Here is a 13,593-nt window from a genome sequence, read left to right as displayed (position 1 = left end):
TTTTAAGACGGATTAAAATTTAAACTAGCAGAATTTATGCAGTAACGTTGCCCAGTAGTTTCTTGTGGGCCATCATCAAAAACGTGACCTAAATGTCCGCCACAATTAGCACAAACGGTTTCTATTCTTGTCATACCATGGCTAGTGTCTTTTATGTATTCAATAGCGCCTTTTACTGCTTCATCAAAAGAAGGCCAGCCGCAACCACTTTCAAATTTATGGTCTGCTTCAAAAAGTTTAGCATTACACCCTTTACAATTGTAGCTTCCATCTTTAAAATGAAGATTAAATTCACCAGTATGAGGATATTCTGTTCCTTTGTTTCTTAAAACATTATAAGATTGTGCAGAAAGCTGTTCTTTCCACTCTTTATCGGTTTTTTCTACTGTATATTTTTTACTCATTATTTTGTAGGTGTAAATTTTAAAGCAGCACCGTTAATACAGTGTCTTTCTCCTGTTGTTTTTGGTCCATCATTAAAAACGTGACCTAAATGTCCGCCACAAACAGCGCAATGTTCTTCTGTACGTTTATATCCAATTTTATAATCAACATCAAAAGCTACATTACCTTTTATAGGTCTGTCAAAACTTGGCCAACCCGTACCAGATTTAAATTTATGTTCGCTTTTAAATAAAGGTGTATTGCATGCAGCACAACTATAAATTCCTTTTTCTTTAATATTTAATAGTTCGCTAGAAAAAGCACGTTCTGTACCCGCTTTACGCAATACATTATATTGTAACGGAGTTAATTCTTTTTTCCATTCTGCATCTGTTTTTTCAACTTTAGCTAAGGTTTGTTTTTTTGTTGCTTCCTTTGTTTTTTGCGAGTTTCCTTTGCAACTTAAAAATAGGGCTACTACACTTAAAATTAGTAATTTTTTATACATCATCTTTATATTTTAAGGTTATTCAAATTTAGTCGATTTTAAACGCAATTCCTATCAAATGTAAGACATAAAAAAAGCCTCTGCTTTTAAAAGCAGAGGCTAGTTGTATTGTACAGTATTCTTACTATAAAGAAACGTGTATGATATTTTCTTCTTTAGTATCTAAAATGCCCATAACGTCATTAATATTACCAGTATCTAATTTACCATTTACAGCTTCTGCAGGTAAAATAGCAACTCTAAATGTTTGGTTTGCCGTGTCTGCAGTGCTCAGGGTACCTAAATCAAAGTCCGATTCTAAAAAGAACCTAGCGTCTACAAAAGTATGATCGTAATTATAGATTAAAGTACCTTGATCTAACAATCTAGTTTGTGGCATTAAACGCCAAACGTCTATAGGTTGTCCGTCCGTACCATCTACTTGTTCCCATAAAATATACACTAAAACAACGTCAGATTCAAAAACTTCAACAGTGTTAGGGAATTCAAAGTTTAATTCATAATTATTATCATCAGAGAAAGTTCCGGTAACTTCATATATACTTCCTGTAATGTTTACACCATCTAATCCATCTACACCGTCAATTCCATCAGACCCGCTACAAGCCGTTAAAACTATTGCAAATATTGCTGCTACTACTAAGGTAATTTTTTTCATAATATATAATTTGTTTCGTTTTTCTTTTTTTGAATTATTCAAAAAGCGTTCCAAATTTAAAATTAGAGAATTTATTTTGTAATTAAACTAAACAATTAAGATATTATCTATGATATTATTAAGACATAGAATATTTTTGTATTTTTAAAAACACACTAAACACATTACTATTATGAAAAAAATATTTTTAGTATTAACTATTTTCTTAGCAGTTTCTGCATGTAAAACAAATCCGTTTACAGGAAAAAAAACATTGAATATGTATCCTAACAGTTCAATATTTCCTACTGCTTTTGCACAATACGATCAATTTTTAAATGAAAATAAAACTATAAAGGGTACTTCTGAAGCTAAAATGATTGCTTCTGTAGGCCAGCGTATAGCCTCTGCTGCAGAACGTTGGTTAACGGCAAACGGCTATCCGGGTTATTTAAAAGATTATAAGTGGGAGTATAATTTGGTAGATGATGCAACTGTAAATGCATGGTGTATGCCAGGTGGTAAAATTGTTTTTTACACAGGTATTTTACCAATTTGTCAAGATGAAACTGGTATAGCTGTTGTTATGGGGCACGAGGTGGCTCATGCGTTAGCAGATCACGGTGCACAGCGTATGACAGCAGGACAGTTTCAGCAAATAGGAGCTGTTGCAGGTAATGTTTTAATAAAAGATGATGCGGCAAGAAATACATTTAACCAAGCATATGGAGTAGGGTCTCAAGTAGGTGTAATGCTACCATTTAGTAGAGGTCATGAAACAGAGGCAGACCGTATTGGTTTACAAATTATGGCAATTGCTGGATACAACCCAGATGAAGCTGCGGAGCTTTGGAAAAGAATGAAAGCTAATAGTGGAGGACAATCTCAGCCAGAATTTATGAGTACACACCCATCTAATGATACAAGAATAAATAATTTAACCCAATGGGCACCGGCAGCAAAGGAAGAAGCTAAAAAATTTGGAGTAACTTCTTTTAAGTAACATTGGCGTAAAAGTAAAATTCATTAATAATTGTATATTAGAGCTGTTCAAAACAAAATTTGAACAGCTCTAATTTTTTTATATGACTAGTATTGCATTAGTAAAAGGAAGTAAAAAACTATTAAATGCCTGGGCTTTTTATGATTGGGCAAATTCGGTTTATAGTTTGGTAATAGCATCTGCTATATTTCCTATTTTTTATGGCGCTTTGTTTAGATCTGCAAACATAGAAAAGGTAACTGTTTTTGGAGGTGAAATTGCCAGGGCTCCTTTAATTAGTTACACCACATCATTAGCGTTTGTTTTTATAGCTATTATTACTCCTTTAATTTCTGGTGTTGCAGATTATTTAGGTAATAAAAGAATGTTTATGAAATTCTTTTGTTATTTAGGAGGTGTGTCTTGTATTGGTTTGTATTGGTTTTCATTAGAGAATATATATTTTGGATTACTTTGCTTTTTTATGGGACTTGTTGGTTTTTGGGTAAGTTTTGCAATAAATAATTCTTATTTGCCAGATGTTGCGCATCCAGAGCAAATGGATGCTATTAGTGCTAAAGGCTTTTCTATGGGCTATGCAGGTAGTGTGTTATTATTACTTTTTAATTTACTTATGGTTATGAGGCCAGAAATTTTTGGTATTGAAACAGATACTAATGGTTTGGCTGAGCTTAAAGCAATGAAATACTCCTTTGTTACAGTTGGTATTTGGTGGATAATTTTTAGTCAGTATACATTTTACTACTTGCCTAAAGGAAATAAGCAAGAGGGCGACCGTACAAATGTAATTTTAAATGGTTTTAAGGAATTAAAAGGAGTTTGGGGGCAACTTGGTAGTCAAGTTAAATTAAAACGATATTTGATTGCTTTTTTTGTGTATAGTATGGCTGTGCAAACAGTAATGTTAATTGCTACTTACTTTGGAGAAGAAGAAATAGCTTGGGGAACAGACAAAGAGCGCACAACAGGTTTAATAGTTAGTATTTTAGTAATACAAATAGTTGCTATACTGGGAGCATTAGTAACAGCGGCAGCATCTAAAAAGTTTGGAAATGTAAAAACACTTGCAGTAGTAAATATATTGTGGGTAATAATATGTGTTTATGCATTTTTTATGGTAACACCTATAGATTTTTATATAGGAGCCGGCTGTGTAGGTTTGGTAATGGGTGGTATACAAGCATTGTCTAGATCTACTTATTCTAAGTTTTTACCGGATACTAAAGATACTACTTCATTTTTTAGTTTTTATGACGTTGCAGAAAAAATAGGTATTGTTATAGGTACATTTATGTATGGTTTTATTGCGCAAGTTACAGGTAGTATGCGTAATGCTATTGTATTTTTAGCTATATTTTTTATAGCCGGTGTGGTGTTATTATTACGTGTAAATAAAAGTAAAAGCTTTAAGAGGTAAAAAAAAAGAGAGGTTGTAGCTAATAACCTCTCTTTTTTTATAATTCTTTATCCTTTAGAAACACCACCAGAACCAGAAGTTTTACTTTCTATTTTTTTAGGATTTCCTCTGTATTTAATATCTCCTGATCCAGATACCCTGGCATCTATAGTTTCTTTTGCTGTTACTTTAATATCTGCTGATCCAGATACAAGGGCTTTAACATAATCTGCTTCTAAATCATAAGCAGAAATATCTCCAGAACCTGATACTCTAACAGTAAAGTCTGTAGCAGAACCACTAAGGTTTATATCTCCTGAGCCAGACATTGTAGCTTTAAGTTCTTTAGCTTTAACTTTTAGATTGATATCACCAGAACCAGAAATGCTGGTTTCAAAAGTATTACTAACAATAGTTGTTTTGCCAACTATATCACCAGAGCCAGATAGAGTAGCTTCATTAATATGTTCTACAGGTACTGTAACTAGTAACTTACTATTTCTAGACGGAGATAAATTCATCCCTTTTTCAGCTTTAATTACAAGCTTTCCATTTTTTACTTCGGTTTTAATATGGTTTAATATGTTTTCATCGCCTTTTAGTGTAATTTTTCCTTCTGTACCTTCAATTAATTCTACATCAAAAAAGCCAGAAACAGAAATGGCTTCATAATCGCCTACGTTTCTAGAATCTGTAATAATATTTCCGTTTCCTTTTACACGTTTTCCCCATTGAGCATTTGCTGTAAATGCTAAAGTTAAGGCTAAGCTAAGTGTTAATATTTTTTTCATAGTGTATGTTCTTGTTAATTTTTATGTATAGATATGCTTCCGTATTCTGTATTTATGTTTACAAAGTTATTGCTGTTTTCTGATCCGCAAGAGCCTTTATAATTTTTTTGTGAGTTTTTAACTTCTTTTAAGCTTATGTTGCAATTGTCTACACCGTTAATTCCTCCGTAAGCAGATTTTAAATTAAAATTAAAATTGTAACTAGCATGGTAACCTACTTTAACCCCTGTATAATCTGCATTAATGGTAACGTTGCCAGCACTTCCAGTGAGCTCATCAATTTTTATAGAACCATAATCGGCATCTAAAGTTATGTTTCCATTTATTTTTCCGAGTTTTACGCTAATATAGTCGCCATTACCTTTTATATTTTGAGCTTCATTTACAGATAGACTACCATAGTCGCTATTGTAAACTAAATTATCCATTTTGGATATAGCGGCGCTAGTGTAATCTGTATTTAAATCTAGATTACCAGCTTTTGTAATAGAAAATCCAGAGTAATCTGCATCAATTTTAGCACTATTAACGTAACCTATTTCGGATTTAGAGGTATAATCAAAATTTAAATTGTTGTTCCGTCCTCTAAGCTCGCCAATATCTAGTCTGCCATAATCACAATTTATAGTAGCGTGTCCATCAATCCTATCTAAAGTAATAGAGCCGTAATCGTTAGTTAAGTCAATATTATTTTTAACAGGTAATTTAATAGTATAGTTAATTTGCATATTAACGTTATTGCTATTTCCCCAGCCCCAACTGCTGCTTTTTGCTATGTTGGTTTTTGCAGAAACTATACTGCTAGACCCTTCAAAATTTACGGTAATATTGTCTAATTTACGCTGTACTTTTTCCTCATTATTTCCACTGGTTTTAATGTGTACTTCTATTTCTATACGGTTTTCGTCCCATGAAGTAATATTAAGGTTGCCGTATTTGTTGTTAACTTTAAGTAATGCATTTGCATTAACAGTAAAGTTTTTTATAATGGTTTTTTCTTTTGTGTATTTGCCTTTGTCATTATTGGCAGTACTTAAAAAAGGAGTGGTAAGTAAGAGTAAAGTTATAATCTTATAGTGTAAAATTTTCATCATTATAGTTCTTTAAATTTTTAATAGTATCAATTTGTTCCATAACATCTTTTATAAGATCTATTCTGGTTTGGTAATTGGTTATTATGGCGCTTAGTATAAGTTTTGTGTTGCCGCCGTTTATAAGGTTTTGTTCTAGTTTTTTATAGTCATTTTCTAATTTATTAAGTTGTAAAAGTGTGTCATCTATAATTTTTTTAGTACTAGGAGACGTTTCTTTTTTTAGTTCGTTAACCTGATTATTAATTAAACTAGCAAAGTAAAACTTGGTTTCAGTTATTTCTGGGGCTATTTCTGCAATTTGCTTGTTAGTGGTTTGCTTTTGATAAAAATATGAGAAACCTATTGCACACAAAAAAGCTATAGATGCTGCAATAGCAAATGGTTTCCAAGAGCGTTTATTATTTCTTTTCTTACTAGTGTTAAGTTTCTCTATAAAATTAGTAGTGTGTTTGGTACTTGGTTCTTGAGTGTCAAAACTACCTTTTAACTCTTGAAATAAATTATCTATGTCTATATTGTTTTTCATATACAAGCGCTAGTTAATTGTTTACGCAAACTTTCTTTAGCTCTAGAAATTGTAGTTCTACAATTTGCATAGCTAATATTCATTATTTCACTTATTTCTTCATAGTCATACCCTTCAATTAAATGTAAGGTCAAAGAAATTCTATAATTGTCTTTCAATTGTTTCATGGCGTCCATCACTTTTTGAGCCTTCAATTGTGTTTCACCATTATCTATTGTACTATTATCATTATCTTTGACCCTGTGCATTATATCGTCTAAAGCAACTTCTGTGTTTTTTTGTTGCTTTCTGTATTGGTAAATACTATTGTTAATTACTATTCGTTTTAACCAAGCCCCAAAAGCTACTTCACCTTTATAGGTGTGTAATTTTGTAAAGGCACTTAAAAACGATTCTTGCATTATATCCTCTGCTTCGGCGCTGTGTTTTACAATACGGTATGCAGTATTGTGCATTGCTTTATAATACCTATTATAAATCTCTAGTTGTGCACTTTGCTTACCTTCTTTGCATTGTAGCAATAAAGCATTGATATGTTCTTTTTGTTGGCTCAAAAAAATGTATGGTTTGTTTTATAGATGATAGATTAGGCTATTTGTTACAATTTTTTTTAAATCTATTTGGTATTGGCATAAGAATTGACTTTATATAGGCGATAAAAGTAACGCGCAAGCCACGTAATAAGGGCTTTTGCAATGTATTTATAAAAATAACTAAATTTAAATAATAGATTTCTGTTTTTATTTTATGACAGAATGACTGAAATATAATTATGCGAGATTCAGAATTTGACAATTTGGCGCTACAAGGTATTAATGAAGAAGCAGAGCTTATACCATTATTAACACCTGAAGACGAGGAAGAAATGAGCAAAGAACAATTGCCAGAGATGTTACCAATTTTACCGCTCCGTAATACGGTGCTTTTTCCGGGTGTAGTTGTGCCAATTACAGCAGGCAGAGATGCTTCCATACACTTAATTAAAGATGCTAATGAAGGATCTAAGGTTATAGGTGTTGTGGCACAAAAGGATGAAGAAACCGAAAACCCTGGTATAGATGATATTCATACTTTAGGTACCGTTGCTAGAATTTTACGTGTACTAAAAATGCCAGATGGTAATACTACTGTTATAATACAAGGTAAAAAAAGGTTTGAGGTTGCAGAAGTGCTAACAGAAAAGCCTTATATGACAGCAACTGTACGTGAGGCTAGTGAAGTTAGGGCAGAGGAAGATACGCCAGAGTTTAAAGCCATTATAGAGTCTATAAAAGATATGGCTTTAAAGGTAATATCGGAGAGTCCTAACATACCTAGTGAGGCATCTTTTGCCATAAAAAATATAGAAAGTAATTCATTTTTAATAAACTTTGTTTCATCTAACTTAAGGCTGCCGGTTAAAGATAAACAAGAGTTGTTAGAGATAGAGAATTTAAAGGAAAGAGCATTAGCTACTTTAAAGTTTATGAATGTTGAAATGCAAAAGCTGCAGTTAAAAAACGACATTCAGTCTAAGGTACGTACAGATATGGATCGCCAACAGCGAGAGTATTTTTTACACCAACAAATGAGAACCATACAAGAAGAATTGGGTGGTGGCGCTACAGCAGAAGATGAGTTGGCAGAACTTAGGGAGAAAGCTAAAAACAAAAAGTTTACCAAAAAAGAAAGAGAGTATTTTAATAAAGAGTTAAGTAAAATGCAACGTATGAATCCGCAAGTAGCGGAATATGCAATACAGCGTAATTACCTAGACTTTTTTGTTAGTTTGCCTTGGGGCGAGTATTCTACTGATAAGTTTGATTTAAAAGCGGCTCAAAAAATATTAGATAGAGATCATTACGGTTTAGAAGATGTAAAAAAGAGAATTATAGAGTATTTAGCGGTTTTAAAATTGCGTAATGATATGAAATCTCCAATTTTATGTCTGTACGGACCTCCTGGTACGGGTAAAACATCTTTAGGTAAATCTATAGCAGAAGCTTTAGGTAGAAGTTATGTTAGAATGTCTTTAGGTGGTTTAAGAGATGAGTCTGAAATTAGAGGACACCGTAAAACTTATATTGGTGCAATGCCAGGTAGAGTTTTAAAAAATATTAAAAAAGCAGAGCACTCTAATCCTGTTTTTGTTTTAGATGAAATAGATAAGTTATCTAACAGCCATCAAGGAGATCCTTCTTCTGCTATGTTAGAGGTTCTAGATCCTGAGCAAAATAATGAGTTTTATGATAATTTCTTAGAAGTTGGTTACGATTTGTCTAAGGTGATGTTTATAGCAACGGCAAACAATCTTGGTGCAATACAGCCTGCTTTAAGAGATCGTATGGAAATTATTAACGTATCTGGTTATACTATTGAAGAAAAGGTAGAGATAGCTAAAAGGCACTTGTTACCTAAGCAGTTAAAAGAACACGGTTTAAAGCCTAAAGATTTAAAAATAGGCAAAGCACAATTAGAGAAAATTGTTGAAGGTTACACTAGGGAATCTGGTGTACGTACTTTAGATAAACAAATAGCTAAAATGGTGCGTTATGCAGCAAAATCTATAGCTACAGAAGAAGAGTATGAGGTTAAAGTAACTAATGAAATTGTAGAAAAAGTTCTTGGACCTGCTAGGCTAGAAAGAGATAAATACGAGAATAATGATGTTGCAGGTGTTGTAACTGGTTTAGCTTGGACAAGTGTTGGTGGAGATATTTTATTTATAGAGTCTATTTTATCTAAAGGTAAAGGCGCTATGAATATTACGGGTAACCTAGGTAAAGTAATGAAAGAATCTGCAACCATAGCTTTAGAGTACATAAAATCTAACGCAGATTATTTTGGTATTAAAGATGATATTTTTGATAAATACAATGTGCATATTCACGTGCCAGAAGGTGCAACACCAAAAGACGGCCCAAGTGCCGGTGTAACAATGTTAACCTCTTTAGTATCATTATTTACACAACGTAAGGTTAAAAAGAGCTTAGCAATGACAGGCGAAATTACATTGCGTGGTAAGGTATTGCCTGTAGGTGGTATTAAAGAAAAAATATTAGCGGCTAAAAGAGCAAGAATTAAAGAAATAATTTTGTGTGAGGATAACCGTAGGGATATTTTAGAGATTAAAGAAGAATATTTAAAAGGACTTACTTTTCATTATGTAACAGATATGAGTCAAGTTATAGATATAGCTGTAACAGATCAAAAAGTTAAGAATCCAAAAAAAATCTAGATTACCAAAGGCTATTTAATTAAATTTAAATAGCCTTATTTAAGTATATCAATATGAAAAAAATAACAATAGCTATAGACGGATATTCTTCTACAGGAAAAAGCACTATTGCTAAACAATTAGCAAAAGCTCTTGGCTATGTGTATGTAGATACAGGCGCAATGTATAGAGCAGTTACCTTATACGCTATAAGAAAAGGTTTTGTGTCTGAAACTAGTGAAGATTTTGATTCTCTTATTGCTGCATTGCCAAACATTAATTTAAAGTTTGTACATAATGAGAAGTTAGGTTTTTCAGAAATGTATTTAAATGATGAAAATATAGAAAAAGAAATAAGAACATTAGCGGTATCTAGTCAGGTAAGTAAAGTAGCAGCTGTAAAAGAAGTACGTACTAAGCTTGTAGAAATGCAAAAGGCAATGGGCAAAGAAAAAGGCATTGTTATGGATGGCAGAGATATTGGTTCTGTTGTTTTTCCTGATGCAGAATTTAAGGTTTTTATGACGGCTTCTCCAGAAACTAGGGCGCATAGGCGCTATAAAGAGTTGTTAGATAGGGGAGACGATGTTACTTTTGATGAAGTTTTAAAAAATGTACGTAGTAGAGATCATATAGATTCTACCAGAAAAGAATCTCCTCTTATATTATCTAAAGATGCCATTGAGTTTGATAATAGTGATATGGGACTTATAGAACAATTTGAGCGCATGCATAATTATGCATTACGAATTATAGAAAAACAATAAAATAAAAAAACGGCAATCTAAAGTAAGATTGCCGTTTTCTTTTTAAACCACTGTATTTTATAAATTTGGTATTACCAAAACTTGGTCAGGGTGTATAACGTCAGGATTTTTTAAAAGATCTGTGTTAGCTTCAAAAATCTGTTTGTATTTCATAGGATCACCATAGTAGTGCTTTGCAATTTTACTTAAAGACTCACCACCTTTAACAGTATGTCTGTGGTAAACAGATTCATCAGCAACAGTAATGTTTGCTTTTACGTCTGCAGGGCTATCGCCACCAACTTCTTTAATTTTATCCCAAATTAAGTTTTTTTCATACTGTGTAGCAGCCTGTCCTTTTATTTTTAAAACGCCACCTTCTTCAGTTACATCTCCGTCTTTAATGGCTAATTTTTCTCCAAGATCTAAAACAGACTGGTATTTCGCTTTTACGCTCATAATGTTTATTATTTATAGTTAATTAATAATGCTCAATATAGTAAATTTTAGAACAATTTTAAAGTAAAAAACTTTAAAAAATAATCCGTTTTTGTAATTACCTGAAAATTAGTTAAAAAGAGTGTTTGTATTACTAGAGAATAAGTTGTATTTTTGCAGCCCTTTTTAACGGTAGTATAAGAGGAAAAGGGATAAAAAGAAACTTATATAACATCTTTTGTAGTGGTAGTATAACTCTTATAACACTGCAAAATACAAATTTTAATCAGCAAATGGCTGAAGAGAAAAACAACGCCCAAGTAGAGGAATCTACACAGGCAACAGAAGTAAAAGCTGCAACACCTAAGCAAGATCCAAAAGAATTTTTGGCAAGTTTTGACTGGGACAAGTACGAAGAAGGAATTGAACGCGTAGACGATTCTAAATTAGAAGAGTTTGAAGCAATGGTTGCTGAGAACTTCGTAGATACTGCAGATGAAGAAGTAGTTACAGGTAAAGTTGTTCATTTAACTGAGCGTGAAGCTATTATTGATATTAATGCTAAATCTGAAGGTGTTATATCATTAAACGAATTCCGTTACAATCCAGATCTTAAAGTTGGTGACAACGTTGAGGTTTTAATTGATATTCGTGAAGACAAAAGCGGGCAATTAGTATTATCTCACAGAAAAGCTAGAACAATTAAGGCTTGGGACAGAGTTAATAATGCTTGTGAAAAAGAAGAAATCGTTAATGGTTTTGTAAAATGCAGAACTAAAGGTGGTATGATCGTAGATGTATTTGGAATTGAAGCATTCTTGCCAGGTTCTCAAATAGACGTGAAGCCAATTAGAGATTACGATCAGTATGTTGGTAAAAACATGGAATTTAAGGTTGTTAAAATTAACCAAGAATTTAAGAACGTAGTTGTATCTCACAAAGCTTTAATTGAAGCTGATATTGAAGAGCAGAAGAAAGAAATTATTGGTCAATTAGAAAAAGGACAAGTATTAGAAGGTGTTGTTAAAAACATTACTTCTTACGGTGTGTTTATTGACCTTGGTGGTGTAGATGGTTTAATCCACATTACAGATCTTTCTTGGTCTAGAATTAACCACCCTAATGAGGTAGTTGAGTTAGATCAGAAAATGAACGTTGTAATTTTAGATTTTGATGATAACAAATCTAGAATCCAATTAGGTCTTAAACAATTAGAGAAGCACCCATGGGAAGCGCTTAGCGAAGACATGAAAGTTGGTGACAAAGTTAAAGGTAAAGTAGTTGTTATTGCAGATTACGGTGCGTTTATTGAAGTTGCAGAAGGTGTTGAAGGTTTAGTACACGTTTCTGAAATGTCTTGGTCTACTCACTTGCGTTCAGCTCAAGATTTTGTAAAAGTTGGTGATGAGATTGAAGCTCAAATCTTAACTTTAGATCGTGATGACCGTAAAATGTCTCTTGGTATTAAGCAATTAACTCCAGACCCTTGGACTGATATTACTTCTAAATACCCAGTACACTCTAGACACAAAGGTATAGTACGTAACTTTACTAACTTTGGTGTGTTTGTAGAAATGGAAGAAGGTATAGATGGTTTAATCTATATTTCTGACCTTTCTTGGACTAAGAAAATTAAGCACCCATCTGAGTTTGTAACAGTTGGTGAAACTTTAGAAGTAGAGGTGTTAGAATTAGATGTAGATGCACGTAAACTTAGTTTAGGTCACAAACAAACTACAGAAAACCCTTGGGATAAATATGAGACTGAATTTGCTTTAGACTCTGTTCACAAAGGAACTGTTGATGAGATTGTAGATAAAGGTGCAATTGTTAACTTTAACGAAGATATTGCTGCATTTGTTCCTACTCGTCACTTAGAAAAAGAAGACGGTAAGAAAATTGCTAAAGGTGAAGAAGCAGAATTTAAAATCATTGAATTCAATAAAGAATTTAAGAGAGTTGTTGCTAGTCACACTGCAATCTTTAGAGAAGAAGAGCAACGTAATGTAAAAGCAGCTGTTAAAAGACAATCTGCTGCAGCTGATGAAGCTAAACCAACTTTAGGTGATGCTAACGAGGCTTTACAAGCGTTAAAAGATAAAATGGATGCTGCAAACAAAAAGTAAGCAAACATTTTAATAAATTTAAAAAGGTCTAAACGTAAGTTTAGACCTTTTTTTATGCATAAATTATTGGTAATGTATAATGTAAACACCATCTACCTAAAAAAATAAAAGAATAGCTAAAATAAGAGTTTACTTTATTTAACTAGTTTACATATAAATTGCTATTTTTGTAAAACAAAAGCCTTGGTATCCTAACCTATGAGTAAAAAAGTACTACTTTCCTCAAAAGAAATCCAAATCATATTGCATAGATTGGCTTGTCAGTTATTAGAAAATCATACAGATTTTAAAGACACCGTTTTAATAGGTTTGCAACCACGTGGTACCTATTTAGCAAAAAGACTAACAACTATTTTAACACAAGAGTATGGCGTTAAAGATATAAACTTAGGCTCGCTAGATATTACATTTTATAGGGACGATTTTAGAAGAGGAGATAAAACCCTTGAGGCTAGTAAAACCCACATTAATTTTTTAGTAGAAGATAAAAAAGTGGTTTTTATTGATGATGTACTTTATACAGGACGTAGCATTAGATCTGCTTTAACAGCAATACAATCTTTTGGTAGACCTGCAGAAATAGAATTACTAACCTTAATAGACCGTAGATTTAGCAGACACTTGCCAATACAACCTAATTATAGAGGTAGACAAGTAGATGCCATAAACGAAGAAAAGGTACAAGTACTTTGGCAAGAGAATGACGGGCAAGACATTGTCTATTTAATAAATGAATAAAACAACGAAA

Annotated in this window: 14 protein-coding genes; 6 read left to right on the top strand and 8 right to left on the bottom strand. The window is 32.6% G+C overall.

The features are described from left to right. Nucleotides 1-2 precede the first annotated feature (2 nt). The 3 genes from msrB (PBN93_RS00930) to PBN93_RS00920 form a co-directional block, all read right to left on the bottom strand. The gene (gene msrB / locus PBN93_RS00930) at nucleotides 3-404 is read right to left on the bottom strand and encodes a peptide-methionine (R)-S-oxide reductase MsrB (protein ID WP_077398565.1); all 402 of its coding nucleotides are present in this window, start codon (nucleotides 402-404) and stop codon (nucleotides 3-5) included. Next, a complete protein-coding gene (gene msrB / locus PBN93_RS00925; protein ID WP_077398773.1) occupies nucleotides 404-892 on the bottom strand; it encodes a peptide-methionine (R)-S-oxide reductase MsrB in 489 nt (162 codons plus the stop codon). Before msrB (PBN93_RS00925) ends, msrB (PBN93_RS00930) begins: the two co-directional genes overlap by 1 nt. Before the next feature lie 124 nt (nucleotides 893-1,016). After that, entirely contained in the window at nucleotides 1,017-1,550 is a 534-nt protein-coding gene (locus tag PBN93_RS00920) for a hypothetical protein (protein WP_077398563.1), read from the bottom strand. A 172-nt stretch (nucleotides 1,551-1,722) separates the two neighbouring features. Here PBN93_RS00920 and PBN93_RS00915 point away from each other — a divergent pair, with 172 nt between their 5' ends. Beyond that, entirely contained in the window at nucleotides 1,723-2,532 is an 810-nt protein-coding gene (locus PBN93_RS00915; RefSeq protein WP_077398561.1) for a M48 family metallopeptidase, read from the top strand. 82 nt (nucleotides 2,533-2,614) lie between these two features. Next, the gene (locus tag PBN93_RS00910) at nucleotides 2,615-3,949 is read left to right on the top strand and encodes an MFS transporter (RefSeq protein ID WP_077398559.1); all 1,335 of its coding nucleotides are present in this window, start codon (nucleotides 2,615-2,617) and stop codon (nucleotides 3,947-3,949) included. A 47-nt stretch (nucleotides 3,950-3,996) separates the two neighbouring features. Here PBN93_RS00910 and PBN93_RS00905 read toward each other — a convergent pair whose 3' ends face one another. The 4 genes from PBN93_RS00905 to PBN93_RS00890 are packed head-to-tail and all read right to left on the bottom strand — an operon-like array spanning nucleotide 3,997 to nucleotide 6,893. Beyond that, complete coding sequence (locus tag PBN93_RS00905) at nucleotides 3,997-4,719, bottom strand: head GIN domain-containing protein (RefSeq protein WP_077398557.1); 723 nt, start codon at nucleotides 4,717-4,719, stop codon at nucleotides 3,997-3,999. A 14-nt stretch (nucleotides 4,720-4,733) separates the two neighbouring features. Then, entirely contained in the window at nucleotides 4,734-5,810 is a 1,077-nt protein-coding gene (locus tag PBN93_RS00900) for a DUF4097 family beta strand repeat-containing protein (protein WP_271081889.1), read from the bottom strand. After that, on the bottom strand, nucleotides 5,791-6,339 hold the full coding sequence (locus PBN93_RS00895; protein WP_271081197.1) for a hypothetical protein: 549 nt from the start codon (nucleotides 6,337-6,339) through the stop codon (nucleotides 5,791-5,793). Before PBN93_RS00895 ends, PBN93_RS00900 begins: the two co-directional genes overlap by 20 nt. Further along, entirely contained in the window at nucleotides 6,336-6,893 is a 558-nt protein-coding gene (locus tag PBN93_RS00890) for an RNA polymerase sigma factor (protein ID WP_271081196.1), read from the bottom strand. Before PBN93_RS00890 ends, PBN93_RS00895 begins: the two co-directional genes overlap by 4 nt. A gap of 218 nt (nucleotides 6,894-7,111) precedes the next feature. Between PBN93_RS00890 and lon the strand changes: the two genes are divergently transcribed. Further along, nucleotides 7,112-9,556, top strand: a complete 2,445-nt coding sequence (lon, locus tag PBN93_RS00885; protein ID WP_077398550.1) for an endopeptidase La — start codon at nucleotides 7,112-7,114, stop codon at nucleotides 9,554-9,556. Between the two features lie 53 nt (nucleotides 9,557-9,609). Then, nucleotides 9,610-10,302, top strand: a complete 693-nt coding sequence (gene cmk, locus PBN93_RS00880) for a (d)CMP kinase (RefSeq protein ID WP_077398548.1) — start codon at nucleotides 9,610-9,612, stop codon at nucleotides 10,300-10,302. Nucleotides 10,303-10,359: 57 nt separating this feature from the next. Here cmk and PBN93_RS00875 read toward each other — a convergent pair whose 3' ends face one another. Next, complete coding sequence (locus tag PBN93_RS00875) at nucleotides 10,360-10,740, bottom strand: LysM peptidoglycan-binding domain-containing protein (RefSeq protein ID WP_077398546.1); 381 nt, start codon at nucleotides 10,738-10,740, stop codon at nucleotides 10,360-10,362. A gap of 272 nt (nucleotides 10,741-11,012) precedes the next feature. Between PBN93_RS00875 and rpsA the strand changes: the two genes are divergently transcribed. Both rpsA and pyrR read left to right on the top strand, forming a co-directional pair. Then, nucleotides 11,013-12,845 (top strand): 30S ribosomal protein S1, encoded by a 1,833-nt coding sequence (rpsA, locus tag PBN93_RS00870; RefSeq protein ID WP_077398544.1) that lies wholly within the window; start codon nucleotides 11,013-11,015, stop codon nucleotides 12,843-12,845. A gap of 198 nt (nucleotides 12,846-13,043) precedes the next feature. After that, complete coding sequence (pyrR, locus tag PBN93_RS00865) at nucleotides 13,044-13,583, top strand: bifunctional pyr operon transcriptional regulator/uracil phosphoribosyltransferase PyrR (protein WP_077398542.1); 540 nt, start codon at nucleotides 13,044-13,046, stop codon at nucleotides 13,581-13,583. Nucleotides 13,584-13,593: the final 10 nt, after the last annotated feature.

Origin of the sequence: Cellulophaga omnivescoria, from assembly GCF_027915275.1 — a bacterium.
Classification (GTDB): Bacteria; Bacteroidota; Bacteroidia; order Flavobacteriales; family Flavobacteriaceae; genus Cellulophaga; species Cellulophaga omnivescoria.
Note: the sequence above shows the minus strand (reverse complement) of the source record. Positions and strands in the feature narration are given on the sequence as shown.

Excerpts from the sequence above, each read along its gene's own strand:
- cmk (WP_077398548.1), top strand. The coding sequence starts at position 9,610 with ATGAAAAAAATAACAATAGCTATAGACGGATATTCTTCTACAGGAAAA.
- PBN93_RS00895 (WP_271081197.1), bottom strand. The coding sequence starts at position 6,339 with ATGAAAAACAATATAGACATAGATAATTTATTTCAAGAGTTAAAAGGT.
- PBN93_RS00920 (WP_077398563.1), bottom strand. The coding sequence starts at position 1,550 with ATGAAAAAAATTACCTTAGTAGTAGCAGCAATATTTGCAATAGTTTTA.
- rpsA (WP_077398544.1), top strand. The coding sequence starts at position 11,013 with ATGGCTGAAGAGAAAAACAACGCCCAAGTAGAGGAATCTACACAGGCA.
- PBN93_RS00900 (WP_271081889.1), bottom strand. The coding sequence starts at position 5,810 with ATGAAAATTTTACACTATAAGATTATAACTTTACTCTTACTTACCACT.
- PBN93_RS00875 (WP_077398546.1), bottom strand. The coding sequence starts at position 10,740 with ATGAGCGTAAAAGCGAAATACCAGTCTGTTTTAGATCTTGGAGAAAAA.
- pyrR (WP_077398542.1), top strand. The coding sequence starts at position 13,044 with ATGAGTAAAAAAGTACTACTTTCCTCAAAAGAAATCCAAATCATATTG.
- PBN93_RS00905 (WP_077398557.1), bottom strand. The coding sequence starts at position 4,719 with ATGAAAAAAATATTAACACTTAGCTTAGCCTTAACTTTAGCATTTACA.
- PBN93_RS00915 (WP_077398561.1), top strand. The coding sequence starts at position 1,723 with ATGAAAAAAATATTTTTAGTATTAACTATTTTCTTAGCAGTTTCTGCA.
- msrB (WP_077398565.1), bottom strand. The coding sequence starts at position 404 with ATGAGTAAAAAATATACAGTAGAAAAAACCGATAAAGAGTGGAAAGAA.
- PBN93_RS00910 (WP_077398559.1), top strand. The coding sequence starts at position 2,615 with ATGACTAGTATTGCATTAGTAAAAGGAAGTAAAAAACTATTAAATGCC.
- msrB (WP_077398773.1), bottom strand. The coding sequence starts at position 892 with ATGTATAAAAAATTACTAATTTTAAGTGTAGTAGCCCTATTTTTAAGT.
- lon (WP_077398550.1), top strand. The coding sequence starts at position 7,112 with ATGCGAGATTCAGAATTTGACAATTTGGCGCTACAAGGTATTAATGAA.